This is a genomic window from Clostridioides sp. ES-S-0108-01 (assembly GCF_020662285.1).
GTDB lineage: Bacteria > Bacillota > Clostridia > Peptostreptococcales > Peptostreptococcaceae > Clostridioides.
Genome location: NZ_JADGMN010000002.1, coordinates 191245 through 217947 on the forward strand (window position 1 = coordinate 191245; position 26703 = coordinate 217947).

Here is a 26703-nt window from a genome sequence, read left to right on the forward strand (position 1 = left end):
ACATCAACTAATAAAATAAACAAAGGAATTGAGGGGATTAGTATGGATATTATAGCTTTACTTTTATTTTTAGGAGTTATTATTATTGCATTTGTACGTAAGAATAATGCAGGTATTTTAGCTCTAGCTATTGGTGTTATAGCTGTTAGAGTTTTTGGTATGGATGATAAAGACCTTTATGGAGCTATAAGCAACTCAATGTTTACTACACTTGTTGGTATAACACTGCTCTTTGCAATAGTAAACTCAACAGGAGCATTGAAGCTTGTTGCAGAAAAAATTGTAGCTGTCTCTGGTAAACGTGTTTGGCTTATACCTATAGCAGTTTTTATAGCAGGATTTGTTGTTGCCGGTGTTGGACCTGGAGCAATTCCGGCGCTTGCAATTATTCCAGCAATGGCTGTTCCTGTAGCAATAACTGTTGGTTATAATCCTGTAATGCTTGCACTTATAGGCGAATGTGGATTAATGGCAGGTCGTATGACTACTATTACTCCAGAAGGTCAAATTATAAAAACTGTTGCAGAAGGGGTTGGAATTGAAAATGTTATGCCAACTATTTTAGCATGTCAAACCCTATCAACGATTGTATTTTCAATAGTATTGTTCATAATTTTTAAAGGATATAAACTTAAAAAATCTATAGATATTATAGATAGTAAGAATATAGAAAAGTTTAATATAAAGCAAATAATTTCTCTTATAAGTATACTAGTCATGATTGCTTTTATTATATTTTTTGATGTGAATGTTGGACTTGCTGCTTTTTCAGTTTCTGCTATACTTCTTTTTTTCAATATTGCTGAAGATGGAGAATGTATCAAGGCAATTCCATGGAGTACAATAGTAATGGTACTTGGAGTGGGAGCAATGATGACAATTGTGGATGCAGCGGGAGGTATTGACTTGATGAGTAATGCATTATCATCACTAATGAATAGTAAAACAGCTACTCCTATTATGAGTATTTCAGCAGGGCTTATGTCTATGGTAAGTTCTGCCTTAGCAGTAGTGTATCCAACTATGATGCCTATGTGTGTTGATATAGCTAAATCAGTTGGAGGAGTAGACCCACTAGCACTTATTGCAGCAGTTGGTGTAGGAGGTTCTCTTGCTGGTGTAAGTCCGCTTTCTACTGGTGGTGCGTTGATTTTAGCAGCTATGGGGTCAAGTAAGAAAGATTTTAATAAAGAAGAACAAAATAAGGTGTTTGTTCAACTGTTCATTATGAGTGTAGTTGGATTATTGGTTATTGCAGTAGTATCAGTTTTATTCTTTAATGGAATAGCACGTATTATGAATTAATTTCGATAATCGAAGAATTTGTTATTAAAATTAACTTTTAATATTGAGTAATAGAGTATAAATTGGAGGTATAGTTATGAAAAAGGGAGCATTAGGTAATATAAAAGTACTTGACCTTACTAGAGTCCTTGCAGGTCCATATTGTACAATGATGTTGGCAGATTTTGGTGCTGATGTTATAAAAATAGAGATGCCAAGAAAAGGTGATGATACAAGAGGTTTTGGACCCTTTGTAAATGGAGAGAGCCTATACTATGCAAATATAAATAGAAATAAAAAAGGTATAACTCTAAACCTTAAGTCAGAAGAAGGTAAAAATATATTTTTAGAAATGGTAAAACAAGCTGATGTTGTAGTAGAAAATTATAGACCAGGTGTTATGGAAAAGCTAGGGTTGGGTTATGATGAATTAGCCAAAATTAACAATCAAATAGTTTATGGAGCTGTGTCAGGGTTTGGATGTTATGGACCATATGCAGAACGTCCAGGTTACGATATTATTGCACAGGCAATGGGTGGTCTTATGAGTATAACAGGTACAGAAGGAGGAGAGCCAACGAGAGTAGGTAATGCTATGGGGGATGTATTAGGTGGAATGAATTTAACTATTGGTATACTTGCAGCACTTAATGCTAGAAAGATAATAGGAAAAGGACAAAGAGTAGATATTTCCCTCGTTGATTCTGTTGTATCATCTCTCGAAACTGGTATACAGAGATACTTTGATTCAGGTCAGCCTGAACTTATGGGTAATAGATATGCTTCTGCTTATCCTTATGACTCTTTTAAAGCAAGTGATGGTAATTTTGTAATAGGTTGTGGTAATGACAAACTTTTTGAAAAGTTATGTAAAAAGGTACTTTTTAGAGAAGACCTTTTAACAGATGAGAGATTTAAAACAAATCTTAATCGTTGTGAACATCACAAGGCTCTTAAACCAGAAATAGAAAAATGGTCTGTTAATCATACAATAAAAGAAGCAGTTGACTTAATATCAAAGGCCGGTGTTCCAGCTGCCCCTATTTATAATCTTAGCTGTGTAACAACAGATGAACATATTGCAAAAGCAAGGGAAATGATTGTAGATATGAGACACCCTATTATAGGAGATATGAGAGTCAATGGAAATCCAGTTAAGTTAATGACAACAAAAGCTCAAATTAATGTACCAGCACCATCTTTAGGAGAAAATAATGAGGAGATTTATAGCGGTTGGCTTGGTTTTGATAGTGATAAAATAAATGATTTAAAAGAAAATGGAGTTATTTAATTTTAGAGAAAAAGTATAAATATAATATTGTTAATTTATCTATGAATACACGTGGAGATTTCAGAATAATATCAAAAAAGATTAAATCAATATTGTAAATCAATCTAAAATTATTAGTAGCATTTGAGATAGGAAAAGCTATTTAGACATTGAGTCTTTGTGGTTTTTCCTATTTTCATTAAAAAATTTATGATATTAGAAGAAATACATAGATTTACTAAATTAAAGTATTAATAACTTAAATTAATAAACATAAACTGTCTATAAGTGAATAAGTGCTCAGTTGTTACTAAACAATAACTTTTACTCCAGAAAATAAACTATCTATATTGAATAAGGACTCCTTTATTAGAGTGCAAATAAGCTTATAGAGATGCCAACTAAAATATTTTAATGAAGTATCAAAAATGAGACTGTATTCTCAAAAGTGATACTGTGTTTTTTAAGTATTTTCTCTAAAATGAGACAAAAATATTGCTTTATAGATTTTATTGGATAAAAATTCTTTAGTAAATTGTAATTTAATCAATTCTAAAGTTAAAAATTATTAAAAATACAGTGAAATTTATGTATATTTCGTTTATTTTACCCCAAAAAGATAACTTTTTAATAAAAATAAAGGAATTCAATATGAGTTGGCGTAGAACTTGCTACTATATGTTAACAAGAAATGTAGAAAAAATAACAATGTATAATGGGGGGAATATGATGGAATCTGTAGTGGAAAGTTTGAGAAATCTTAATGTGGAAGTTAAGGACAAAGTCTGTATTATTACTATAAATAGACCTAAAGCCTTAAATGCTCTTAATAATGACACCCTTAGAGAATTATCTCAAGTTATTGATGTAGTATCAGAACAGGACGAAATATTAGGAGTTATTATTACTGGGGAAGGTAAAGTTTTTGTAGCTGGAGCTGATATACGCCAGATGCAAAACTATAAAAGTGAAGAAGGAAGAAAATATGCTGGTTATGCCCAAGGGATTTTTGATAAAATTGAGGCTCTTGAGAAGATAGTAATAGCAGCAGTTAATGGATATGCATTAGGTGGTGGATGTGAACTTGCTATGAGTTGTGACATTAGAATTGCATCAGAGAAGGCTATATTTGGACAACCTGAAGTTAATTTGGGGGTCATTCCATGTTTTGGTGGAACTCAAAGATTATCAAGGCTTGTTGGAACTGGGATAGCCAAAGAATTAATTTTTACAGGAAGACAAGTAAACGCAGAAGAAGCTAAATCTATTGGTCTTATTAATAAAGTTGTTCCAAGTGGTGTGCTTTTAGAAGAGGCAATGAAGATGATGAACGAAATAGTTGAAAAAGCACCAATAGCAATAAGATATGCAAAAGTTGTTATCAATAAGGGAATAGATATGGATTTAAAAAATGCTCTTGAACTAGAGAAAGATATTGCAGGTTTAACTTTTGCTACAAGAGATAAGCAAGAAGGAATGAATGCATTTATTGAAAAGAGAAAACCGGTTTTTGAAAATAAGTAGCTATTATAACTAAATTGGAACAAATGTAGAACATATTCAAAATCTAAATTTCGTGAAAAATACATATAGTTTTATAGTTTAATTTTAAAAGGAGTTAATTTATGAATACGGGAGTAATTATAAGTTTAGTAGGGATTATTATAGCCCTATCCCTTCTAGTTGTAATGGTTATGAAGGGAGTAAATATTTTTATAATAGCAATTGTATGTTCATTATTAGTTGCTATAACAGGAAATTTAAATGTATATAATGCACTTAAGGTGGATTATATGACAGGATTTGTTGGATTTCTCCAGGCAAATTTCTTTATTTTCCTAACAGGTACCTTAATGGGAAAAATAATGGAGATTACTGGTGGAGCAAAATCTATTGCTAAGATGATTGTAAGATGGATTGGGAAGGATAAAGCATTACTTTCTATTCCAATAGCTTGTGGAATATTAGCCTATGGAGGAGTAAGTGTTTTCGTTGTAAGCTTTGCAGTGTTTCCAATAGCTTTGGAAATTTTTAAAGAAGCTGATTTGCCACGACGATTTATACCGGCAGCTTTGACTTTTGGATGTTCAACTTTTGCTATGGTTGCACCAGGAGCACCCCAGATTCATAATATTGTTCCAGCTTCAACATTAGGGACAGATATTATGGCTGGAGCAGTAAATGGATTTATATCATGTGCAGTAATGTTTATAGTTGGAAGCACCATTTTATACAAAATGGTTTCAAAGGAAAAGGGCAATGGTGGGCATTTTATAGCACATGAATCAGATATATTTGATGAAGTAGTCTCAACTAATTCTAAGAGAGAAAATGGTCCTAATGGTCTAATTGCTTTAATTCCATTAATAGTATCAATCTTAATAATTAATGTAAAAGTTAATGGACAAGCGATAGTACCTATTGAGGTAGGAGTGTTTATTGGAGCTTTATTAGTATATTTATTGTTAAATAAATATCAAGATAATTCCAAAATAGTTGGACATGTTGGTGATGCATGTAAAACTACAGTAGTAGCAATATGTAATACTTGTGCTGTAGTTGCATTTGGTTCAGTTGTAAAATCAGCAGTTGGTTTTGACTTCATAGTTAATGCAATGACTAGCATTCCTGGACCTCCTATTGCAGGAGCTGCAGTTGGGACTACAGTTATTGCAGGTATCTGTGGGTCAGCTTCAGGTGGACTTGGGATTGCGGCTCCACTTCTTGGACCAGTATTTTTAGCTAAGGGTGTTTCTGCTGCTGCATTAACTAGAACTATGGCAATTTCATCAGCAGCATTAGATTCGCTTCCACACAACGGATATATAGTTACTGTAACAAATGGTCTATGTAAAGAATCACATAAGGACGCTTATATGCCAATATTCTGGGTAACTGTTTTAACCCCGATTATTGGAACTGTAGTAGCAGTTCTTCTGTTTACTATGTTCCCAGGGTTACCATAACAGAAAAGACAAAATTATAGATTATATTTTGATATTATAAAATCAATTTTCAAAGTATGTACAATAAATTTTATGTTTTAATACCATAAATACCATATTTAAAATATCAAGTTGATAGTATAAGGAGGAATTGAAAGTGTTAAATAAGCCATTAGAAGGAGTTAGGGTTATTGACTTAACATATTTTGTAGCAGGTCCAGGAACTTCTAAAATATTAGCTGACTGGGGTGCTGATGTTATTAAGGTAGAGCCAAGCTTTGGAGACCCAGGAAGAAAGACAGGGGCAACAATGACAATGCCAATAGATGATTATAATAATCCTTTTTACAGCACATATAATTCAAATAAAAGAGGTTTGTCTATAAATCTTAAGAGTGAGGCAGGAATTGAAATTATGGATAAGCTTTTAAGTGAAGCAAATGTATTTGTTTCAAGTTATAGAACAGGAGCGTTAAAAAGATTAGGTCTTGACTATGAATCATTAAGCAAAAAGCATCCACATCTTATCTGGGGACAAATAAATGGTTTTGGCGATTTTGGACCTGCTAAGGATAATGCGGGTTTTGATACAGTTGCCTTTTGGGCAAGAAGTGGAGCTATGCTTGATATTGCAGAGAAGGATACAAGTCCAATAAATCCACCTATAGCTTTTGGAGATGCCACAACTTCCTGTAGTTTATCTGGAGGTATATGTGCAGCTTTATACCAGCAAGCTAAGACTGGAAAAGGGCAAAAAGTAATGGCATCTTTATTTGGACAAGCAATATGGAATGCATCATCTTTATTAGCATCTACACAGTTTAGCGATGAGTATCCAAAAACTAGAAAGAATGCTATTTCTCCAGTAATAAACTCTTATCGTTGTAAGGATGGAAAGTGGATATTCTTAAGTATCCTAGAGCATGAAAGATATTTTGAGGCACTTTGCAGATTATTTGGAAGAGAAGACCTAATAAAAGAAGAGAAATTTGCATCTTCAGTAGAAAGTAAGAAAAATGCTACAGAACTTATTAGTATTTTGGATGGTGAATTTGCAAAATTTACTCAAAATGAGATGGTTGAAAAGCTTACTACTGCGGATATGGCCCATGAAAGAATTCAACATGTTAGTGATGTAGTAACTGATGAACAGGCTATCGCTAATAACTATATATATGAACATACAAGTAAAAATGGAAATAAGACAATGCTTGCATCCACTCCAGTTAAATTTGGAAATATTGAAGTTAACATAACTTGTGATGCTCCACTTATAGGAGAACATTCAGATGAGATATTGAGAGAACTTGGATACAGTGATTCTGATATAGAGGCTCTAATTGAATCTGGAATTGTAACGATGAATAAAGAAGCATGTGAAATATGTTAATAAACATGTGAAGTATGTCAATAAATAGGAGGGAATTTTATGGATTTTAGATTAACAGAAGCACAATTAATGCTTCAAAGAGTAGCAAAAGAATTTGCAGAGAATGAAATAGCGCCAATAGCTGCTGAAATAGATAGAACAGGTATTTTTCCAAGAGAGCTTTTTAGCAAAATGGCTAAAATAGGATTTAATGGTATTGGAACACCTGTAGAGTATGGTGGTTCTGGTGGAGCAGATATAGAAAAGGTAATTGTGGTTAATGAGGTTGCTAAAAAATGTGCATCATCTGCAGCGATATTATCAATACATACAATATACGCTCAAGCTATTTTAAAATTTGGTACTGAGGAACAAAAGAAAAAATACCTTCCGATGATGGCCGAAGGTGGGTGTGTAGGCGCGTTTGCATTAACTGAGCCCAATGCTGGCTCAGATGCAGCAAGAGCTGCAACAACTGCAATAATCGATGAAGCAACTGATGAATACGTTTTAAATGGGACTAAGTGTTTTATTTCTGGTGGAGGTCAAGCAGAATCATTAATAATATTTGCATTGACAAATCCATCAAAGGGCATAAAGGGAATGTCTGCTATCATTGTTGACAAAGGTACTCCAGGTTTTTCAATAGGAAAAATTGAAGAAAAAATGGGTATCCATGGTTCAGAGACTGTAGAGTTAATATTTGATAACTGTAGAGTTCCAAAGTCTAACTTATTAGGAAAAGAAGGCAAAGGCTTTAACATAGCTATGACTTGTCTAGATGGAGCAAGAATTGGAGTTGGAGCTCAAGCTGTAGGAATTGCTGAAGGGGCTTTAGAAGAAAGTATCAAATATTCTAGAGAAAGAGTTCAGTTTGGCAAGCCAATTTCAGCTTTGCAAGGTATTCAATGGTATATAGCAGATATGGCTACTATGGTGGAATCAGCAAAGTTGTTGGTATATTATGCAGCAGACTTGAAAGCTAGAGGAGAAAAACATACTAAAGAAGCTGCCATGGCAAAATACAATGCGTCACGTATTGCAAGAGAGGTTACAAACCTAGCTCTTCAAATTCATGGAGGATATGGATATATGAAAGACTATCCATTAGAGAGAATGTACAGAGATGCTAAGATAACAGAAATTTACGAAGGTACTTCAGAAATACACAAGGTTGTTATTTCAAGAGCAGTACTAGGATAGGAGGAAGAGCATGAATATAGTTGTTTGCTTAAAGCAAGTTCCAGACACTAATGAAGTTAAAATAAATAAAGAGACAGGTACTCTAATAAGAGATGGAGTACCAAGTATAATCAATCCAGATGATAGAAATGCTTTAGAAGAAGCTTTAAAAATAAAAGATGAAATGGGAGCAGTGATTAAAGTTATAAGCATGGGACCACCTCAAGCTAAAAGCGCTTTAAAAGAAGCCTTGGCAATGGGTGCTGACGAAGCATATTTAATTTCAGATAGAGCTTTTGGTGGTTCAGATACTTGGGCTACATCTACAATTATTGCTGCTGCGATAGAGAAGGTTGGAAAGTATGATGTAATATTCTGTGGAAGACAAGCTATAGATGGAGATACAGCTCAAGTTGGACCAGAGGTTGCAGAATTCTTGGGAGTGCCACAGGTTACCTATGCAAAAGAAGTAAAAGTTCAAGGTGATAAATTACTAGTAACTCGTTATACAGAAACAGGAGATTATTTAATAGAAGCAAAGATGCCAGTTTTACTAACTGCTATAAAAGAGTTGAATAGTCCAAGATATCCAAGTGTCAAAGGAATCTTAGAAGCTTACAATAATGGAGATACAAAAATTACTGTGCTAACACTTGCAGACTTAGCTGTTGATACAACTCAAATTGGATTAAAGGGTTCACCTACAAATGTTTACAAGTCTTTTGTACCAGTTAAAGACAAGCATAATGAAATAATCGAAGGTATAAATAAAAAGGAAAAAGCTGATAAATTAATAGAAATACTATTCGATTTGAAACTAGTATAGGAGTGTTAAGATGATGAGAGCAAAAGTTAATCAAGGTATAAATTTAAATGATTATAATGGTGTTTGGGTAATAGGAGAGCAAAGGGAAGGCAAAATCAATCCTGTTACTATAGAACTCATTGGTGAGGGAAGAAAGCTTGCTGACCAATTAGGAAAAGAGCTTGCAGTTGTAATAGCTGGATATGAAGTAGAGAAAGAAGTAAAGGAGTTACTTCACTATGGTGTTGATAAAGCATATTATATCAATGACCCTCTTCTTAAAGATTTTACAACTGATGGATATGCAATTTCAATTGCAAGTTTAATTGAAAGAAAGAAGCCAGAGGTTGTGCTAGTAGGAGCTACTTCTATAGGAAGAGATATCGCACCTAGAATTGCAGGTAAAGTTGGGACAGGTCTAACTGCTGACTGTACAAAACTTGAAATAGATTTAACAGATAATAAGTTATTACAAACAAGACCAGCATTTGGCGGAAATTTAATGGCTACTATTGTTTGTCCAAAAAATAGACCACAGATGTCAACAGTTCGCCCAGGGGTTATGGCAAAAGCTGTAAGAACTGAATCAGAGACTGGAGTTTTAGAGGTTGTTACTCCAGAACTTACTGAAAATATGATTAGAACTAGATTAGTAGAAATACTTCCACAAGAAAAGAAATCCATAAATCTAACTGATGCTAGAATAATAGTATCAGCAGGAAGAGGGTTAAAGAAGGCAGAAGGATTTGAACTCATAAAAGAATTGGCAGATAAATTGGGGGCAGAGATTGGTGCTTCAAGAGCGGCAGTAGATTCAGGGTGGATAGAGCATTCTCATCAAGTTGGACAAACAGGAACTACTGTTAGACCAGAGTTGTACATTGCATGTGGGATATCTGGAGCGATACAGCATTTAGCAGGTATGAGTGATTCTAAATATATAGTTGCTATAAATAAAGATTCAAAAGCTCCTATTTTCAATATATGTGACTATGGAATTGTAGGGGATTTGTATGAAATTCTACCTGAAATGATAGAATCATTAAGTAGATAACTTTTAGAAAACATTGAATACATAGAATGGTAAGTCTTATAATATTGTATTGTAAGACTTATTATTTTTGCTGAAGGTATAGTGGAGGGGTGAAACAATGAAAAAGCACTGGTATAAGGATATATTTGCAAGAGTATTATCCATGACTGATGATGGTTTTATTGTTGTAGATAAAGATGGAGTAATCATAGATATTAATGATAAATATTGTGACTTCTTAGGTACAGACAGAGAAGAGATAATAGGACACAATATACAAAGTATTATACCAAATACAAAAATGTTAGATGTTATGAGAGACAAATATTGTGAAGAAGGAGCTATACACCATTACTCTGGTGGAAAAACAAAAGAAAAGAGTGTAATAGTAAGTAGATCCTATGTGGAAAATGACAATGGAGAAGTAGTTGCAGGAGTGGCTCAAGTTAAATTTAGATTACAATCCTTTGATGTGGCTAAAAAGTTAATGTCAGAATATATGGAGCTCCAATATTATAAAGAACAATTCAAGGATGAATCTGGTTTTGACAAGCTCATAGGTGAAAATAAAGATTTCATAGAACTTAAGAAAACAGGTATGAAAGCTTCTAAAACAAACTTCTCAGTACTTTTAACGGGTGAAACAGGTACAGGTAAAGAAGTATTTGCTAGAGCAATTCACAATAACAGCAGTAGAGCAGACAAGCCTATGGTTAGTATAAACTGTGCTGCAATACCAGAAGAACTATTAGAATCAGAGCTATTTGGGTATGACGAAGGAGCTTTTACAGGAGCAAAAAAAGGAGGCAAAAAAGGTAAGTTTTTAGTTGCGAATAATGGCACAATCTTTTTAGATGAAATAGGTGACATGCCTTTGACCATGCAAGCAAAACTTTTAAGAGTTCTTCAGGAAAGTGAGATAGAGCCAGTTGGAGGTCTTAAAACTATAAAGATAGATGTAAGAGTAATCTCTGCTACAAGAAAGAATTTAAGCAAGATGGTTGAAGAGGGATTATTTAGAGAAGACTTATACTATAGGCTAAATGTAATAAATATTCATATGATGGAATTAAAGGACAGACAAGATGATATTTTATTGTTAGCAAACTATATACTAAATAAATTAAATGTTGAATATAAAGAATTGAAAGTTTTAAGTGATAATGTTAAAAATTGTTTTATTAACTATATTTGGCCAGGAAATATAAGAGAACTAGAAAATGTAATAAAAAGCGCCTATGCTGTAAGTGATGATATGGTAATTATGATGTGTGACCTTCCATCTAAGATGGATAATATCAGCAGAGTGGCTCAATGTAATGTGGATAGTAATTGCTCAATTCATGAAATGGTTGAGAATTATGAGAAGAGTTTAATTATTGATGTGTTGAAGAAGTACAACTGGAAATGTTCAAAAGCAGCAGAGATTATGGGAATACATAAAAGTCTTTTATATAAGAAAATAAAAAAATATGAAATTGAATTAAACAATTAAGATGGCTTGAATTAAGATGACTTGCCTTAAGATTAAGGCATAAAAAATCACTATTATCTAAGGATATTTCATACAGTTAAAACATGTAAAAGTAGCTATGAAGTACTAGTGTAAATCATTAGTACTTTTTTTATTAAATTTATAATTACTATCTATATTTCAGTCTCTTTTGATTTCAAAATTATTATACTTAATTTTAGACATAACAAAACCCTCCTAGTTTTAGACAGTTTTACATGTTTTAACTGTCTCCTAAGAGGGGGATAGTTCACAATTTAGAGTGACTTTTATCGAGCATTTATAAAAAATATTTTAAATAGCTCTTTTGTTATTTAATCATAATTTTCTACTTCTCTATCAAGTTCTTTTCCACAAGAATCACATTTGTATATAGCATTATATCCGTAATCATATTCATCAACTATTTTCTTTTGTCTAAATACACCGCCACACTCACATAAGAAACCAATTTTTATAAGTGTAACAATAAATTGTGATTTTATAAATTTTATATCATTACATTTGTCATTAGTGTAAAATGTATAAATATAAGAGTTATCACATTCGTCTCTTAATTCAAATTTTTCAATATATGTGATGTTTTTTAATTCATCAAATTCTTCTTTAGTTAAGTATGATTTTTGTTGCAATTCATGTAAGCGCTTGATTTGGTTCATAATTTACATCCTCCCAATAATTTTATACTTTAAGCTTAGATAAGGATTCTAAGTTTTATTAAATTTATCTCAAGGAATTATTTAAATCGTATTTAGTTTTATTAATTATAATACAAATAGGCTTGATAAAAATAAAAACTAATTGTAAAAATAATATCCTATGAAAATCTAAATTACTAACCCCTTACTAACCCCAAAACTAAAAAAGAAAAATATACTTAATATAAGTGATATATAAATTAAGTAATATATAAATAAAGACATTCTATATAAATTTTACTTTAAATATTCTGACAATAATATATAAAAATATATTATAGTTAAAATATACCACATATTTTGGGTATTGTATACTGGAATTAGAGCAATTAATTTATTTTTTAACATGCAAATGATTCTGTGAAAAAAAACAAGACTCAAAAATTTTTATATTCTTTGATAGAATAAAATTGAGAGTAAATTTATTGAATTTTATAAAATTTATAAGGGGTGAGTTTAAGATATGCACGAAGATAAAAATGATATATTTGAATCAATAGATACTGAGGATTTTAATAATAAGACAGAAGAAGAATGTTTAGAGATAGTAAGAAAAAATGGATTGAATTTAATATACATAAAAAATCAAACAGAAGAGATATGTCTAGAAGCTGTTAGACAAAATTGTAATGCAATAAAATGTATTCAGAATCAGACAGAAAAAATATGTATGGAAGCAGTTAAACAAGATTGGAGAATGTTGGAATTTGTAGAAGAGCCAACAGAAGAAATTTGCATGTTAGCTATTAACCAAGATGGAACAGCATTAAAATATATAGAAAATCAAACAGAGGAATTATGTTTAAGAGCTGTTGAAAAAAATGGTGTTGCTTTGGAATATGTAAAAGAACAGACAGAAGAAATATGTATAGAAGCAGTTAGAAATAGCGAATTTGGACTAGTAAGAGTAAAAAATCAAACAGAAAAAATCTGCATGGAAGCAGTTAAACATTGTAGCTATAATCTAAAATGGGTAGAAAATCAAACGGAAGAAATCTGCATGGAAGCAGTGAGACAGAATGGGCTTGATTTAAAATTTGTAAAAAATCAAACAGAAACAATCTGTTTGAGAGCAGTAAGACAAAATGGACTGGCACTAGAATTTGTAAAGGAGCAAACTGTTGGTATCTGTTTAAAAGCAGTAAGACAATACGGAATGGCATTAAAATTTGTAAAAGAACAAACAGAAGAAATTTGTACAGAAGCTATAAAACAAGATAAAAGGGCACTTAGTTTTGTAAAAGGAGACAAGGAAAAATACAAGGCTTTATGTGATAATAATGAACCATTTGCAAAGCGATACGTTAGAAATGTAATAGAAAAAGAAAACAGAGCATTGATTAAAAAGGGAGAAGAAAATGCAAAAATCAAAATTGCAGGAAAACTTTATGATAGAGGTATGTCTTTTGAAGATATATCAGATATAGTTGAAATTGAAATAAGCAAGTTAAAAGTGAGTTTGGGCATTTTTTAAGGTAATAAATTTATGTGTTTTTTACGGGAAATAGTTAATAAAAAAATAATCGACTAGTTCTTTGTAGTACAGTAAAATTAGTGCTATACTTTGACATATAATGAATTATTTTTATTAAATAAGGGGGAATTAAAGTTGAAGATTACGATATTATATCAAACTAGAAGTGGAAACACAGAAAGGGTAGCTAAGCTAATACAAGACGGAGCTAAAAAGGTGGATGGAGTAGACGTTAAACTTATGAGACTTGATAATATTGATTTAGAGTATTTAAGTGAAAGTAAGGCAGTAATATTTGGAACACCTACTTATTTAGCAAATACAACTTGGGAAGTAAAAAAATGGTTTGATGAAGATTCAAAAAAAGTCAATTTAGCTGGAAAATTAGGAGCTGTTTTTGCTACATGTGATTATATATGTGGAGGTCCAGATGTTGCAATACTTACTATAGTAGGGCACTTGATGGTTAAAGGAATGCTTGTGTACTCTGGAGGTGGTTCTTTAGGAAAGCCATTCATACATTTGGGACATGTACATTCAGTTGAAGGTCCAGAAGTACAAGATGAAAAGGCTAAAATATTTGGGGAAAGAATTGCTACTAAGGCAAAAGAACTATTTGCAGAGTGTGAAGAATTGCAGAAGTTTTAAAAAATTTGTTGAAAGAAAATAGTTTTACAGGTTAATATCCTTTATTTTTTTAATTACAATTTTGTTCATTGACACTATCAGCTATATATTATAAAATTAACACAATAATAAATATTAAATTTATTATACATACTATTAATATTAATTCCTGAAGTAAAGATTTATTATATATTTTTATAACTTAGAATATATATTTTACTTAATTATTCTAAAGTGAGAAAGGAAGATGTGACATGAATAAAAAGAAAATATTAGTGCCAATTGATGGAACAGAAAGAAGTATGCATTCTTTGGAATTTATACAAGGAATATTCAAGAAAGATGAAATCGAAGTAGAAATAATGAATGTAAAAGAACTAGTATTTATTGATGGCATATCCCTGGCGGAAGAGATAAAGAATTCTGAAAACTTAGGAAGAAGAATCCTGGACAAAGCAGCAGATATAATGGGAGAGTACGATGTTAAAGTCCACTTTACTTTTGGGTATCCAGGAGATGAAATAATTAGAAAAGCAAAAGAAGATAATGTAGATATTATAGTTATGACAAAATCTACTAAAAAAGGTCTTACAAGAATGATAGGTTCAGTTACAGCAAGTGTAGTTAAACAGGCAAAATGTATAGTGATGATTGTACCGGAGTAGAATTAGAGAGGTATTTGAAATATGAATAAAAAGATAGTGGCAGTTTGTGAAAGTGAAAGAAGTTTAAATTCTCTTAAGGCAGCTGCAAATGATTTAGGGTTTGATTTAGTTTATGAAATTCAAGATAATGATAATATAAAAAATGAACTTTCTATTTACGATATAGAAGATGCATCTATAGTATTATTTGTTACAAGTGATTCTATAGAAAGCATGGAGAAGATTGATAGATTTATAGATAGAGAATTTTATGAAGTCGATCCAAAGTATATAATAGAGGATGCAAAATCTATAGTAAGTGAAATTTTAATAGACTTAAATTAATCGTGGGTGTCGCACTAAGAATAGAGCGACACCTTTTTATATGACAGTTGCATTTAAGGTAAAATAGAAGTTTAATCATGTTGAAATAACTGAATTACATCTTCTAAATGATTGTACATTGATGTATAACCTAAGTCAGAGTTTTTACTATCAAATGCCATCATTATCTCATTATGGTGGCTAATCATGTCTTTGAGAGAATTTCTATATTTAAAACCAAAGTATTGGTTAGAAGAAACTGTTTTAGGTATTAACTCATAATACTTTATAAAAATTGGGTTATGAGAAGCTAAAATTATTTCTTTGTGAAATTGAAAGTCAGCATCATAACATTCTTCCATCAAACCTTGATAAACCTTATCCAGTTCCTCTATTGACTTTAAGTAAGTATATTTTATTTTTTGAAGTTCTTTGGAGGTAGCATTTAAAATTGCTAATCTAGTAGCTTCACTTTCGATAAGTTGCCTTGCTCTTAAAGATTCAACATAAAATTCTTGTATGTTATGATTTTTATAGACTTCATTATCATCAAACAGGTCAACTTTTTTAAATCCTTCAACTATAGGGCTTGAGTAAGGTACAGCTCTAAGTATTCCTTCATTACAGAGTATATTTATGGCATTTCTTACAGGTATTCTACTTATGTTAAACAGGTCAGCAATCTTTCTCTCGCTTGGTAATTTACTATTAATTTTAAAAGTTCCATTTAGAATGTTTAATTTAATATAATCAATGATTTTTTCAGTGGCATTTAAGTTTTTCATAAAAACTCCTAAACATATAATTTTTTTATGATTGTATTATATCATATTTAAGAGTTAAGTCTACTTTTTTATAATATGTATAAGACAAGATAGAGGCCACTATAGCTATAATAGCTAAGACAAAGTATCCATATTGTATTGAAGTATGTTCTGATATTTTACCAACTAGCATTGGAAATACAGACATTCCTATAGCATAAATTGCTTGAAAAAAGCCCATTGCAGTAGATTTCTGATGTTTTGGTACATTTTTCATAGATTCGCTAGTAAGATAAGAAAGAAGTATTCCTGTAGATATACCTGGTAACACTTGTAGCACAAATATTATATTAATATTTTTTATTGTTGGAACTAAAAAGCAGTAAGCTGAAATTAAAATAAAAACTAGAGGAATCCAAAATTTTGGTCCATGTTTACTACAAAACTTAGTAGAAGCAAAGCCAGAAGAGGCAACAGCACACACCATGTAAAATATAGAAGATAGACCTATAAGGGTAGAGCTAGAACCTAAGTTTTTAAGAATTTGAGTAGTAAATGACATTGTTGTAGACATTTGAATACCTTGTTGAATCAATGCCATAAAAGAAAAAAATATAAGTCTTTTATCCTTACAGATAGATAGATATTTTTTAACTGATGTTTTTTCTTGTATTTTTTTTGAATTATGATTTTTTATGTTTAAGGCTAGAATTGTTCCAATAATTGAAGACAATACACTCATGATACATAGGGCTGTCATTCCTAATTTTTCATAAAATAAAGTACTCATAACGAATCCAATCAACATTCCTAGATTGTTTACTAATATTATCGTACTTGTAGCTTTTTGTTGATGTTCTGTAGAAAAAAAGTTGGTATAGTGAACCATGTAAGAAATCCAAGTTGATGATGATATTCCAGATAAAATATTAGCTATAAGAAAACCATTGCCTTCAGGAGAGAAGACTCTTATAAGAGATGCTAAACCAGCAAATAAAATTCCTGATAGTATAAATATTTTATGTTTGTTTATGGAGTCGGCAAATACTCCAACAGGAAGTCTTAGTAGACATTGTGAGATTCCATATGCACCTATTATTATACCAATCATGTTTGTAGATACATTGCACGCACTTAAATATGGACTTTGGAAAGGTATATATACATATTGTGAAAACCAGAAAAACGCGACAATGGCAAGTAAAAGTAGTTTTTGATTAGATATTTTTTTCATATTATCCTCCATATGGTATTTTTATAATGTAAATAATATACCATTTAGAGTTTTTAATCAAGTACCTTCTCTGCTAAAAAAAATTTAAACATATAATTATTATTTACTAAAAAATTATAATTTATAGTTGAATTAAGAAAACGCTTGTGATACTATAAAGTTAACAAATTTGAATATTATAACAGTAGACGTGTTACTGGTAATGCAGGCAAGATCGAATCAATTTTTATAGATTATCTATAGAGTACTATGGGTATAATCTATTTATTTGGTTCGATTTTTTTGTTTAAATGGCCATAAAACAAAAAGCCGATAATTGAAATGGAGGATTTTTTATGGATTATAAAAATATAGCTCAAGAAATTCTACTAAATGTAGGAGGGAAAGAGAATGTAAATGAAGTGACTCATTGTATGACAAGACTTAGATTTAAAGTCAAAAGTGCTTCTAAAGTGAATAAGGATAAGTTATCTAAAACTGAGGGAGTAATAACTGTTGTTGAAAGTATGGGTCAAATACAAGTTGTAATTGGCAATAAAGTAAAAAAAGTATATGATGAGGTTATAAAAATTGTACCTCAATCTAATGAAGTAGGTAAAAAAAATGAAAGTGGAGAAAAACAAGGTATAATGAACTCTATATTATCAGCAGTAGCTGGTATTTTTACACCTACAATACCTGCTATAGCAGGGGTTGGTATGATTAAAGGTATTTTATCAGTTCTTGCTATGTATTATATGAATAAACAAGGGGTAGATATAAAAGAAACTCAAAGCTATATTATTTTAAATGCTATGGCTGATTCTATATTCTATTTTATGCCTATTATACTAGGATATACTGCGGCTAAAGTATTTAATGCAAATAAAATAATATCTATGGTATTAGGAGCTACACTTTGTTATCCAACTTTTACTGCTTTGATGGCAGGTGAAGAAGCTGTTAGATTTTTAGGGCTAGCAGTAACAAAAGCTACGTATACATCATCTGTTATTCCAATAATTATTGCTATATGGGCTCTTTCATATGTTGAAAAAGCATTAGAAAAGTATATACCTGAGGTAATTAAAATAATAATGGTTCCAACTTTATCATTGGTTATAATGTTACCTGCAACATTGTTTTTATTTGGACCAATTGGAATATATATAGGAAATGTTATAAACTTTTCTTATAAGTACATTTATGAACTAAGCCCAGCATTGTGTGGAGCATTTGTAGGTGGGTTATGGTGTGTGTTGGTTATATTTGGTGCGCATAGAGCACTATTACCAATCGGTATAAGTGATGTTGCCCAAACAGGAAGACAAAATTTATTGGCATTTGCAGGGGCTGCAAACTTTTCACAAGCAGGAGCTGCACTAGGAGTATTCTTTAAAACTAAAAATCAAGGATTAAAAACAATTTCTATGTCTGCAACTATAACAGCGTTATTTGGCATAACTGAACCTGCAATATACGGTGCCAATCTTAGACTAAAAAAACCTATGGTATGTGCTGTAATATGTGGTGCAATTGGAGGTGCCATAATGGGAATGGGTGGAGCTTATGGTAATGCATTTGCAAACCAAGGTGTTTTAACTATACCTGTATATGCTGAAGCAGGTGCATTAGGTTTCTTAAGTTATTTAGGTGGTTGTGCTATAGCGTTTTTTGGTTCGGCTATTTCAACTTACCTAGTTGGGTTTGAAGATTTAGAAGAATCTTCTAATAAAGAAAATTCATCTATAAAAGTAGAAGTGAAAGATGGTGTTATTGATATAACTTCGCCTGTAGAGGGAGAATGTATAGAATTATCAGAAGTAAAGGATGATGTATTTGCATCAAAAGCTATGGGAGAAGGTGTAGCTGTATTACCTACAAAAGGAGTAATAACAGCTCCTACTGATTGTGAAGTAGCTTCTTTATTTCCAACATTGCATGCAATAGGATTAAAATTAGATAATGGAGCAGAAATGTTAATACATGTTGGAATTAATACAGTAGAGTTAAATGGCAAATACTTTACAAAACATGTTAATCAAGGGGATTTAGTGAAGAAGGGTGATAAACTTATATCCTTTGATATAGATAAAATAAAAAAGGCTGGTTACGATGTAACTACACCAGTTATAGTAAACAATACATTTGACTTTGGACAAGTAGTTTCTTGTAAATCTAGTTATGTTTCAACCAATGATAATATAATTTCATTAGTATTAGCTAGTAATTAGATTAATTTGAATAGAGATAAGTAAGTTAGTTTAAATAGAAATAAATAAATTAATAATTAAATATATATAAAAGTAAGTTTATTGTAATGAATTAACAAAGAAAATAGTTAATATAGAGAGTAAACTTCTTGCAATGAGTCAATAAAGAAAATAATCAATATAAAAAGGAGAAATATTTATGAATACAGGATTTCCAAAAGACTTTCTATGGGGAGCATCATCTTCTGCATTTCAAGTGGAAGGAGCTTGGGATAAAGACAATAAAGGAAAAACAGTAGCTGACTACAATTCTTTTAAAAAGTCTCATTTACAGGCAGATACTAAAGTGGCATCAGATTTTTACCATAATTATGAAGAAGATATTGAATTAATGAAAGAATTAGGGATGAAAACTTATCGTTTTTCAATTTCATGGGCAAGAATAATTCCAAATGGTGAAGGAGAAATAAACCAGAAAGGTATAGACTTTTATAATAAAATAATAGATAAACTAATAGAGTGCGATATTGAGCCATTCGTAACTTTATATCATTTTGACCTTCCATTTACACTAGTAGAGAAATACAATGGTTGGGAAGGTAGAGAGACTGTTTATGCTTTTGAAAGATTTGCTAAAATATGCTTTAAGCATTTTGGAGATAGAGTAAAGTATTGGCAACCTCATAATGAGCAGAATTTAATTGTCAGAGTAGAAGAGAGAATTAACATATATGATGAAACAGATTCATGGAAGATAGATAAAATGCGTGCTCAGATGGATTATAATCTTTGTTTGGCACATGCATTGGCAGTTAATGCATGCCATGAAATGATAAAAGGCAGTAAAATTGGAGCAGCTGTATCATCATCTGTAACATATCCTCTTACATCTAGACCAGAAGATGTGTATGCAGCTAGAATGAATGATAACTTCAAAGTGTATTATATGCTTGATATGCATCATTATGGCAAGTATCCAGGATACTATATGAATTATCTTGAAAAAAGAAATATAATTCCTCATATGGAAGATGGGGATAAAGAAATACTTAAAAAGTCTAAAATGGATTTTATAGCTGTAAATTACTATAGAACAAATTGTGCAGAAGCTTTACCAGAAGACTCACAACATCCATTTGGGTTAAGAGAAGGAACTGTTGATTTTAGTATGTATGGATTATTTAAAATGTCTATGAATCCTAATCTAAAGGCTTCAGAGTATGGGGCAGCAATAGACCCATCAGGTCTTAGAGTTGCTCTAAATGAATATTGGCAAAGATATCACTTACCTGTTATAATAACAGAAAATGGGCTTGGAGCTAAAGATGTATTAGAAGATGGAAAAATTCATGATGATTATCGTATAGATTATTTAAGAAGTCATATAAATGCATGTAAACTAGCTATTGAAGATGGTGTAGAGATGATTGGATATTGTCCATGGTCATTTACAGACCTTTTAAGTTCTTCACAAGGTTTCAATAAACGTTATGGACTTGTGTATATAAACAGAACAGACCATGAAGTTTTAGATTTAAAAAGAATAAAGAAAGATAGTTTTTACTGGTACAAAGAAGTTATAAAGAACAATGGAATAACAAAATAAACATAAATATATATTGAGGGTTTTAGTATGTACATTACAAAGGTATTAAATAATTCGTTGCTACTTGCAAAGGATAATAATGGTGAGGAAATAATATTGATGGGGAAAGGTATTGGTCACAATTATAAGGTTGGGGCTGAGTTAAATAAAGAAGATATAGAAAAAACTTTTGTTCTTCATGATGAAAATATAAAAAAGAGTATTATACAACTGGCATCAGAAATAGATGCAGAATACTTTGGTATAGCTCAAATGATAATTGCATATGGAACAGAAAAATATAACTTAAAACTTATGAACCATATATATTTGTCCTTAACTGACCACATAGCCTTTGCAGTGAGACGCTTTAAAGAAGGTATAATGATTGAGAATCACTATTTGTTTGAAATTAAGGAGTTTAATCCAAAAGAATATGATATAGGAAAATATGCAATTACTGTTTTTAAGGAGGTTCTTGGTTTAGAACTACCAGAAGAAGAGATTGGTAATATAGCAGGCCATTTTATAAATGCACAACAAGACAATCCTTATAGTGATAGAAATAAGAGAAGTGCCAAAATTGTAAATGCTATTTTGCAAATAGTTCATTATCACTTTTCTATTGTATATAATAAAGAATCATTTTATTATAGGAGATTTGTAATGCATCTAAAGGCCTTTTCACAAAGATTTCTAGCTAACGAACCATCAAAAGAAAAGATAGATTTTATATATGAACAAGTTCAAAAAAATTGTAAGGAAGAATATGAATGTGTGAAAAAGATAGGAGCTTATATATACAAAGAGTACTCTAGAGAATTGCCAAGACAAGAGGAATTATATTTGATGATTCATATTCATAAGATTTTAGGAGAATTAGATGAAAATAGTTAGAATATCTTAATATATCAGTAATATTATAAAAAACTAAAGATTAACTAAATTTTAAATCTGAATAATTGAATTATTTAGGGGGGTTGTCTCAAAATTGATTTTTTTCTAATCAAATTTTAAGCCAACTCCTTTTTTGAATTCTTATATCATTATAGCTTTGATTAGCGTGCTTGCTTTGTTTAAACACATTTATAATACGCTTGATTTTTTCGAGATGATGAAATATACTAATGGGGATAGAAAGGAGGATTTAGATGAATAAAGTTTTAATTATAGATGATGATAAAGATCTTTGTATTTTGCTAAAAAAGAGCATTTCCATTGAACAGCTTGAAGCGAACTATTGTCATTCCGGGAAAGAGGGACTGACTGAACTTTCAAAACAAGATTATCAATTAGTGGTTCTCGATGTAATGATGCCAGGTATGGATGGTTTTGAAACTATGGAACAAATACGAAAATACAGCAGTATTCCCATATTAATGTTGACATCAAAAAGCGATAATTACAGTAAAGTGCATGGATTACGAGCTGGTGCTGATGACTATATGACTAAACCATTTGAGATTGCCGAATTTAATGCTCGTGTTCTGTCTTTAATCCGACGCTATACCCGTTTTAATCCAAAGAATGAAGAACCTCAGCAACTCTCTTTTAAAGGTTTGTTGATTGATCTTGACCGGCATACAGTGACCACAAATGGCGAACCTATGTTGCTTCCGCCCAAGGAATTCGGTGTGCTTCTTTTCTGTGCAAGGCATCAGGGAAAGATTCTGACGAAGCAACAGATTTATGAAGCAGTGTGGGGTGAACCCTATGTATATGATGACAGCAATATCATGGCTATTATCAGCCGTCTGCGAAAAAAAATTGAACTAGACCCGTCATCTCCCATCTATCTGCAAACTGTAAAAGGGATTGGGTATCAATTCAACAAGGAGGTATGAAAATGGATGTGCAAACAGTAATTCCCCTGTTGCTCTTGTTGTCGATTGGTCTACTTCTCCTTTCTATATTTGCTTTTTCCAAGCTTGGGCATATTCGGCGTAGCCTAAAAGATATAGAAGAAACACTTGCCGATATACAAAGTGGAAATGAAAATCGCAAAGTACTAGTTAAGCCATCTGATGTTATGGCTCCCTTAGTTTATCAGTTTAATGAGATTGTCTACGATTATGAAAATAAGCTGATTTCTCTGAAAAAGGCGGATAAAGCTAGCAAGCAACTTATGACTAGCCTATCTCATGATGTTCGTACACCATTAACAACCTTGATTGGCTATCTAGATGCCGTACACAGTGGAATCGTCATGGGAGATGAACGTGAGGAATATATTGAAATCGCTAGGCGCAGAGCTTACGATCTTAAGGAATATATAGATGTTCTTTTTGACTGGTTCCGATTGAACTCTGATGAATTTACGCTGTCAATAGAATCTGTGGAAATTGCAGAGCTGTCACGGAATATTCTGAAAGACTGGATTCCTATCTTCCATGAAAAGAAACTGGATTTTGAAATTGATATCCCAGAAAAGCAACTCATGGTAAATCTCGATTCAGATGGATATTCACGTGTGGTCAATAATTTGGTTCAGAATGTTATTGCTCACAGTCAGGCTAGCCAAATCAAGATTACCATGAGTGAGGATTCTAAAATGGTATTACTACGTGTTGAAGATAATGGTGTTGGGATTGCCAAAGAAAATTTACAGCACGTTTTTGAGAGGCTGTACAAGTGTGATAAGGGGCGTTCAGAAAAAGGCAGTGGTCTTGGCTTATCTATCGTCAGCCAAATGGTGGAGCGAATGGGAGGTCAGATTTCCGTAGAAAGTGACATTGGAAAGTACACCGTATTTACAGTGAGATTACCATTAATATAAAGCTATTTCTCCCCAGGTGGCATGTATTCACATGGGGATTTTTTGTAAGTTCTAAAGTTGCAAGGTTAATACAAGGTTGTTGTAAGGTTAATGCAAGATTGAAGTGGTATGATTATTTTGATAAACAAAGGAGGCTTTTACTATATATGAATAATTTAATTGTTGAAACAAAAAATCTCACTAAACAGTATGGCGCTCAAAAGAGCGTTTCTAATTTGAATATTCACGTTCAGAAAGGTCGTATTTACGGCTTACTGGGAAGAAACGGTGCTGGTAAAACGACTACTATGAAAATGCTATTGGGTCTAACAAAACCAACTAATGGGGAAATTAAAATTTTTGGTCAAGATATTCAGAAGAACGAAAAGAAACTTCTTCCTCGAATTGGATGTTTGATTGAATCACCAGGTTTTTATCCTAATCTGACTGGAACAGAAAATCTCAAAATCTTTGCGAGACTTAGGGGAATACCAAAGAAAAATGCAGTAGAATCAGCGCTGGAAGTAGTAGGTTTACCCAACAATGACAAAAAGCTATTTTCTCAATATTCTCTCGGTATGAAACAGAGGCTGGCGATTGCTCTCGCCATTATGCACGACCCGGAACTGTTGATTTTGGACGAACCTATCAATGGACTTGATCCTATTGGTATTGCAGAAGTAAGAAAGTTTATTCGTAATCTCTGCACAGAACGAGGCAAAACTATTTTGATTTCTAGCCATATTCTTTCTGAAATTTCCTTATTGGCAGATGACATAGGTATTATTGACCATGGCATTTTATTGGAGGAAGAAAGTCTTGCCCAATTGGAAGAAAAAAACAGTAAATACATACATTTTGCTGTATCTGATGCAGCACAGGCAGCAAGGCTTCTGGAAATCAGGCTTAACCTGAAAAATTTCAAAGTAGCAGACAATCACAATATTATGCTTTATGATACAGATGTTTCAGTTGCAGAAATAAATCGCGCTTTCATTCAAAACAACATTAATGTATCAGAATCTCATTTGTGCGAGGATACTCTTGAAGATTACTTCAAGAAAGTAACAGGGGGTGAAGGAATTGCTTGATCTAATTTTATGTGAATTTTCAAAAATTAAGCGGTTAAAATTTATCCTGATTTCTATTTTAGGTGCTTGCCTATTCCCAATTCCCGCAACAATTTTGATTGCAAAGGACAACTTGCCCTTTGAGCAATTGTTCAAATTAGTTATCAATTTTGGATATTTTTTGCTACTACCAATTGTATTGAGCATTGTTGCAAGCCAGCTGTTTTTCACAGAAAGGGATAATGACGTATTAAAAAATCTTGCAACAGTGCCAGTGCCAAAAGGAAAAATGGCTCTGGCAAAACTGGCTGTGATTCTGGTGATATCACTGTTTTATTCCGTTGCTGGCTTAGGAGCTACCATCATTGGAGGTTTCTTTATTGGAACAGTAGAGGGGATAGTTGTAAAATTAGGAATGAGTATAACTTTTGGAACTATGTTTTTTATTGCTGCACTTCCGGTTGTGGTACTCATTGTATATTTCAATCGCAGTTATATTTTTTCCATAATACTTTCTTTTGCATATACTATTTTCAATTTTGGTATATCTTTAAATCTTATTAATTTTGAACCAAATAACCCGCTATTAAGTGTATTACCTGCTCCCATTATTATGCGTTGGTGGATGGCATCTTGGGGAGATCCCACTGGTGAATATACGGCGCTTAGACAGCCATATTTACTCTCAACTCCTGCTTGTGTAGGTATTTTATGTTTGATAGCAATTGTGGCAACCCTGCTAATTTGTATGATTTATAAGAAGCAGGAGAATTAGGAGGTATCTATGCTTGATATAATTATTACGGAATTTCAAAAAATAAAACGATACAATATTCTATGGGTTGGTGTTGTCGCTGCTCTGTTTTCTGTATTATTGGCACTTTTCCAGATTGTAAGTTCCCACGGAAGCGACCCTTTAACGTATGAGAGTTTTGCAAACGGGGTTATCTGGAACAATTTCAGCCTTGCTTTTCCCTTTGGGATTACGATTATTGGAGGATATCTTATTAACCGAGAATATACAGACCAAACCTTAAAGAACATCCTGACTGTTCCAATTTCATTACGAAAATTGCTAGCAGGAAAATTAATTATGGTTGGAGGACTTACCATATTACTAAGTCTTTTCAGCTTCTTATGCACAGTTATTTTGGGATTGATATTTTGCAATATTAATATATCCATTACACTCGTTGTAAAATCCTTAGGTCAGATTTTGGCTGTTAATTTGTGTTGCTATGTTGCTGTTTTGCCGATTATTGCTTATTTTGGTCATAAACAAAATGCTTTTCTGACAGGAGTAGGGATTGCATTTGTCTACGGATTCTGTGGTGTGTTTGTTGCTGGAAGGAATCTGACAGACTTTTATCCAATCACAGCAGGGCTTGGTCTAGTTGGATATGATAATGGTACGGGTAGTGTTTATCAGCCACTTATTGGAGTTGTGACTTTGGTCGTAATTCTAATCCTGACAACCATTTTACTTGCATTTACACCAAATTACGATAAAGTTATGACCACATCTAAGAAAAAAGGGACAAAGCATAAAAAGTATTCTCATAAATAAAATCAATATTATTTCTTTTATTTAAGCTACCGGTCAGTTACAAAGAAAAAATTTGTTGTACGGTAGCTGTATGACCATGTATCCAAGAAGCGACAGGTTTGATTTTTCAGAGCTGTCGCTTCTTTTTATATTTTAAATCACGACCATCTTAATACTTACGATAGGTGTAGTATCAAGGGCGGACACTGTTATGTATATGTTGTATATTATATTAAGTATATCCTAAAATACATGTTTAAATAATACATTTGAAAGTAAGAATATTTAAATAAAAAAAATAATATTATATAGTTGACAAAAAGTGGAAATTGATATATTATATAAATATAGAAATAGTAATCATTACTATTATTAAAAAAGGGAGGAAT

Annotated in this window: 24 protein-coding genes; 21 read left to right on the forward strand and 3 right to left on the reverse strand. The window is 31.9% G+C overall.

The features are described from left to right. Window positions 1–42: 42 nt before the first annotated feature. The 9 genes from IR152_RS03275 (at window position 43) to IR152_RS03315 (ending at window position 11383) form a co-directional block, all read left to right on the forward strand. A complete protein-coding gene (locus tag IR152_RS03275; RefSeq protein ID WP_227450378.1) occupies window positions 43–1305 on the forward strand; it encodes an SLC13 family permease in 1263 nt (420 codons plus the stop codon). 76 nt (window positions 1306–1381) lie between these two features. Then, the gene (locus IR152_RS03280; protein WP_227450379.1) at window positions 1382–2575 is read left to right on the forward strand and encodes a CaiB/BaiF CoA transferase family protein; all 1194 of its coding nucleotides are present in this window, start codon (window positions 1382–1384) and stop codon (window positions 2573–2575) included. Window positions 2576–3283: 708 nt separating this feature from the next. Further along, window positions 3284–4078 carry an enoyl-CoA hydratase-related protein gene (locus IR152_RS03285; RefSeq protein WP_227450380.1) on the forward strand — a complete coding sequence of 265 codons (795 nt, stop codon included), beginning with the start codon at window positions 3284–3286 and terminating at the stop codon, window positions 4076–4078. A 101-nt stretch (window positions 4079–4179) separates the two neighbouring features. Further along, the gene (locus IR152_RS03290; protein WP_227450381.1) at window positions 4180–5520 is read left to right on the forward strand and encodes a GntP family permease; all 1341 of its coding nucleotides are present in this window, start codon (window positions 4180–4182) and stop codon (window positions 5518–5520) included. 136 nt (window positions 5521–5656) lie between these two features. Then, the gene (locus tag IR152_RS03295) at window positions 5657–6889 is read left to right on the forward strand and encodes a CaiB/BaiF CoA transferase family protein (protein WP_227450382.1); all 1233 of its coding nucleotides are present in this window, start codon (window positions 5657–5659) and stop codon (window positions 6887–6889) included. A gap of 39 nt (window positions 6890–6928) precedes the next feature. Next, on the forward strand, window positions 6929–8071 hold the full coding sequence (acrC, locus tag IR152_RS03300) for an acryloyl-CoA reductase (protein ID WP_227450383.1): 1143 nt from the start codon (window positions 6929–6931) through the stop codon (window positions 8069–8071). Between the two features lie 10 nt (window positions 8072–8081). After that, window positions 8082–8876: an electron transfer flavoprotein subunit beta/FixA family protein gene (locus IR152_RS03305; protein WP_227450384.1), complete on the forward strand. Its 795-nt coding sequence runs from the start codon at window positions 8082–8084 to the stop codon at window positions 8874–8876. A 13-nt stretch (window positions 8877–8889) separates the two neighbouring features. Next, window positions 8890–9909 (forward strand): electron transfer flavoprotein subunit alpha/FixB family protein, encoded by a 1020-nt coding sequence (locus tag IR152_RS03310; RefSeq protein ID WP_395970786.1) that lies wholly within the window; start codon window positions 8890–8892, stop codon window positions 9907–9909. Between the two features lie 97 nt (window positions 9910–10006). Further along, window positions 10007–11383, forward strand: coding sequence for a sigma-54 interaction domain-containing protein (locus tag IR152_RS03315; protein ID WP_227450386.1), 1377 nt, complete (start codon window positions 10007–10009; stop codon window positions 11381–11383). Between the two features lie 332 nt (window positions 11384–11715). On the opposite strand, the gene IR152_RS03320 is transcribed toward IR152_RS03315, so the two are convergent. Then, window positions 11716–12060 (reverse strand): hypothetical protein, encoded by a 345-nt coding sequence (locus tag IR152_RS03320; protein ID WP_227450387.1) that lies wholly within the window; start codon window positions 12058–12060, stop codon window positions 11716–11718. A 502-nt stretch (window positions 12061–12562) separates the two neighbouring features. On the opposite strand from IR152_RS03320, the gene IR152_RS03325 reads away from it, so the two are divergent. From IR152_RS03325 to IR152_RS03340, 4 genes are all read left to right on the forward strand, one after another. After that, entirely contained in the window at window positions 12563–13573 is a 1011-nt protein-coding gene (locus IR152_RS03325; protein ID WP_227450388.1) for a DUF4116 domain-containing protein, read from the forward strand. Between the two features lie 135 nt (window positions 13574–13708). Next, window positions 13709–14221: a flavodoxin family protein gene (locus tag IR152_RS03330; RefSeq protein ID WP_227450389.1), complete on the forward strand. Its 513-nt coding sequence runs from the start codon at window positions 13709–13711 to the stop codon at window positions 14219–14221. A 233-nt stretch (window positions 14222–14454) separates the two neighbouring features. Continuing rightward, window positions 14455–14865 carry a universal stress protein gene (locus IR152_RS03335; RefSeq protein ID WP_227450390.1) on the forward strand — a complete coding sequence of 137 codons (411 nt, stop codon included), beginning with the start codon at window positions 14455–14457 and terminating at the stop codon, window positions 14863–14865. Window positions 14866–14886: 21 nt separating this feature from the next. Then, a complete protein-coding gene (locus tag IR152_RS03340) occupies window positions 14887–15189 on the forward strand; it encodes a PTS sugar transporter subunit IIBC (RefSeq protein WP_227450391.1) in 303 nt (100 codons plus the stop codon). Window positions 15190–15260: 71 nt separating this feature from the next. Here the strand turns inward: IR152_RS03340 and IR152_RS03345 are convergent, their stop codons facing one another. Then, window positions 15261–15953: a FadR/GntR family transcriptional regulator gene (locus tag IR152_RS03345; RefSeq protein WP_227450392.1), complete on the reverse strand. Its 693-nt coding sequence runs from the start codon at window positions 15951–15953 to the stop codon at window positions 15261–15263. Between the two features lie 25 nt (window positions 15954–15978). Next, window positions 15979–17166, reverse strand: coding sequence for an MFS transporter (locus IR152_RS03350; RefSeq protein WP_227450393.1), 1188 nt, complete (start codon window positions 17164–17166; stop codon window positions 15979–15981). Between the two features lie 335 nt (window positions 17167–17501). Here IR152_RS03350 and IR152_RS03355 point away from each other — a divergent pair, with 335 nt between their 5' ends. From IR152_RS03355 to IR152_RS03390, 8 genes are all read left to right on the forward strand, one after another. Further along, window positions 17502–19379, forward strand: coding sequence for a beta-glucoside-specific PTS transporter subunit IIABC (locus IR152_RS03355; RefSeq protein WP_227450394.1), 1878 nt, complete (start codon window positions 17502–17504; stop codon window positions 19377–19379). Window positions 19380–19557: 178 nt separating this feature from the next. Continuing rightward, window positions 19558–20964, forward strand: a complete 1407-nt coding sequence (locus IR152_RS03360) for a glycoside hydrolase family 1 protein (RefSeq protein WP_227450395.1) — start codon at window positions 19558–19560, stop codon at window positions 20962–20964. A 27-nt stretch (window positions 20965–20991) separates the two neighbouring features. Next, complete coding sequence (locus IR152_RS03365) at window positions 20992–21840, forward strand: PRD domain-containing protein (RefSeq protein ID WP_227450396.1); 849 nt, start codon at window positions 20992–20994, stop codon at window positions 21838–21840. A gap of 254 nt (window positions 21841–22094) precedes the next feature. Then, entirely contained in the window at window positions 22095–22787 is a 693-nt protein-coding gene (locus IR152_RS03370; RefSeq protein ID WP_227450397.1) for a response regulator transcription factor, read from the forward strand. Continuing rightward, window positions 22784–23719: a sensor histidine kinase gene (locus IR152_RS03375; protein WP_227450398.1), complete on the forward strand. Its 936-nt coding sequence runs from the start codon at window positions 22784–22786 to the stop codon at window positions 23717–23719. Before IR152_RS03370 ends, IR152_RS03375 begins: the two co-directional genes overlap by 4 nt. A gap of 146 nt (window positions 23720–23865) precedes the next feature. After that, on the forward strand, window positions 23866–24789 hold the full coding sequence (locus IR152_RS03380) for an ABC transporter ATP-binding protein (RefSeq protein ID WP_227450399.1): 924 nt from the start codon (window positions 23866–23868) through the stop codon (window positions 24787–24789). Beyond that, window positions 24773–25543, forward strand: a complete 771-nt coding sequence (locus IR152_RS03385; protein ID WP_227450400.1) for an ABC transporter permease — start codon at window positions 24773–24775, stop codon at window positions 25541–25543. The genes IR152_RS03380 and IR152_RS03385 overlap by 17 nt, the downstream gene beginning before the upstream one ends. Before the next feature lie 9 nt (window positions 25544–25552). Further along, on the forward strand, window positions 25553–26335 hold the full coding sequence (locus tag IR152_RS03390; RefSeq protein ID WP_227450401.1) for an ABC transporter permease: 783 nt from the start codon (window positions 25553–25555) through the stop codon (window positions 26333–26335). The last annotated feature ends 368 nt before the right edge of the window (window positions 26336–26703 follow it).

Coding starts and splice junctions, on each gene's coding strand:
- IR152_RS03340 (WP_227450391.1), top strand. CDS start 14,887: ATGAATAAAAAGATAGTGGCAGTTTGTGAAAGTGAAAGAAGTTTAAAT.
- IR152_RS03345 (WP_227450392.1), bottom strand. CDS start 15,953: ATGAAAAACTTAAATGCCACTGAAAAAATCATTGATTATATTAAATTA.
- IR152_RS03275 (WP_227450378.1), top strand. CDS start 43: ATGGATATTATAGCTTTACTTTTATTTTTAGGAGTTATTATTATTGCA.
- IR152_RS03315 (WP_227450386.1), top strand. CDS start 10,007: ATGAAAAAGCACTGGTATAAGGATATATTTGCAAGAGTATTATCCATG.
- IR152_RS03310 (WP_395970786.1), top strand. CDS start 8,890: ATGAGAGCAAAAGTTAATCAAGGTATAAATTTAAATGATTATAATGGT.
- IR152_RS03360 (WP_227450395.1), top strand. CDS start 19,558: ATGAATACAGGATTTCCAAAAGACTTTCTATGGGGAGCATCATCTTCT.
- IR152_RS03355 (WP_227450394.1), top strand. CDS start 17,502: ATGGATTATAAAAATATAGCTCAAGAAATTCTACTAAATGTAGGAGGG.
- acrC (WP_227450383.1), top strand. CDS start 6,929: ATGGATTTTAGATTAACAGAAGCACAATTAATGCTTCAAAGAGTAGCA.
- IR152_RS03285 (WP_227450380.1), top strand. CDS start 3,284: ATGGAATCTGTAGTGGAAAGTTTGAGAAATCTTAATGTGGAAGTTAAG.
- IR152_RS03365 (WP_227450396.1), top strand. CDS start 20,992: ATGTACATTACAAAGGTATTAAATAATTCGTTGCTACTTGCAAAGGAT.
- IR152_RS03370 (WP_227450397.1), top strand. CDS start 22,095: ATGAATAAAGTTTTAATTATAGATGATGATAAAGATCTTTGTATTTTG.
- IR152_RS03375 (WP_227450398.1), top strand. CDS start 22,784: ATGAAAATGGATGTGCAAACAGTAATTCCCCTGTTGCTCTTGTTGTCG.
- IR152_RS03325 (WP_227450388.1), top strand. CDS start 12,563: ATGCACGAAGATAAAAATGATATATTTGAATCAATAGATACTGAGGAT.
- IR152_RS03290 (WP_227450381.1), top strand. CDS start 4,180: ATGAATACGGGAGTAATTATAAGTTTAGTAGGGATTATTATAGCCCTA.
- IR152_RS03280 (WP_227450379.1), top strand. CDS start 1,382: ATGAAAAAGGGAGCATTAGGTAATATAAAAGTACTTGACCTTACTAGA.
- IR152_RS03350 (WP_227450393.1), bottom strand. CDS start 17,166: ATGAAAAAAATATCTAATCAAAAACTACTTTTACTTGCCATTGTCGCG.
- IR152_RS03305 (WP_227450384.1), top strand. CDS start 8,082: ATGAATATAGTTGTTTGCTTAAAGCAAGTTCCAGACACTAATGAAGTT.
- IR152_RS03390 (WP_227450401.1), top strand. CDS start 25,553: ATGCTTGATATAATTATTACGGAATTTCAAAAAATAAAACGATACAAT.
- IR152_RS03380 (WP_227450399.1), top strand. CDS start 23,866: ATGAATAATTTAATTGTTGAAACAAAAAATCTCACTAAACAGTATGGC.
- IR152_RS03320 (WP_227450387.1), bottom strand. CDS start 12,060: ATGAACCAAATCAAGCGCTTACATGAATTGCAACAAAAATCATACTTA.
- IR152_RS03335 (WP_227450390.1), top strand. CDS start 14,455: ATGAATAAAAAGAAAATATTAGTGCCAATTGATGGAACAGAAAGAAGT.